This window comes from Oleiphilus sp. HI0061 (assembly GCF_001635675.1).
Genome location: NZ_LWFE01000752.1, coordinates 1 through 338, shown reverse-complemented (window position 1 = coordinate 338; position 338 = coordinate 1). Strand labels below are relative to the sequence as shown.

Genomic DNA, 338 nt, shown 5'->3' with positions numbered 1-338 from the left:
GCAGGCCGGATGAAAAGACTCATTCTTGGAGGGGTAAAGTCTGGCAAGAGCCGATATGCAGAACAGCAAGCAGAGCTAGTTATAGCAAACAATAGTGCATCGTCGATTTGTTTGCTTGCCACTGCACAAGCACTGGATGAGGAAATGGCAGCACGAATTGAGCGTCACAAGGCAGACCGGCCAGATCATTGGTGTGTGATAGAAGAGCCGCTAGAGTTGGCAAAAGTGCTTGAGGAACGTGCTGGTGAAGATATAGTGCTCGTTGTTGATTGTCTTACCTTATGGGTCACTAATCTTTTGATGCTTGAAGACAAAACACGCGTCCAGTTAGAGCTTGA

General features: G+C 47.3%; 1 protein-coding gene. It reads left to right on the top strand.

Annotated elements, in window-relative coordinates; translation table 11 throughout:
• Nucleotides 1-9: 9 nt before the first annotated feature.
• On the top strand, nucleotides 10-338 hold a 329-nt coding region (locus A3735_RS09245), incomplete at its 3' end, for a bifunctional adenosylcobinamide kinase/adenosylcobinamide-phosphate guanylyltransferase (RefSeq protein WP_197485792.1).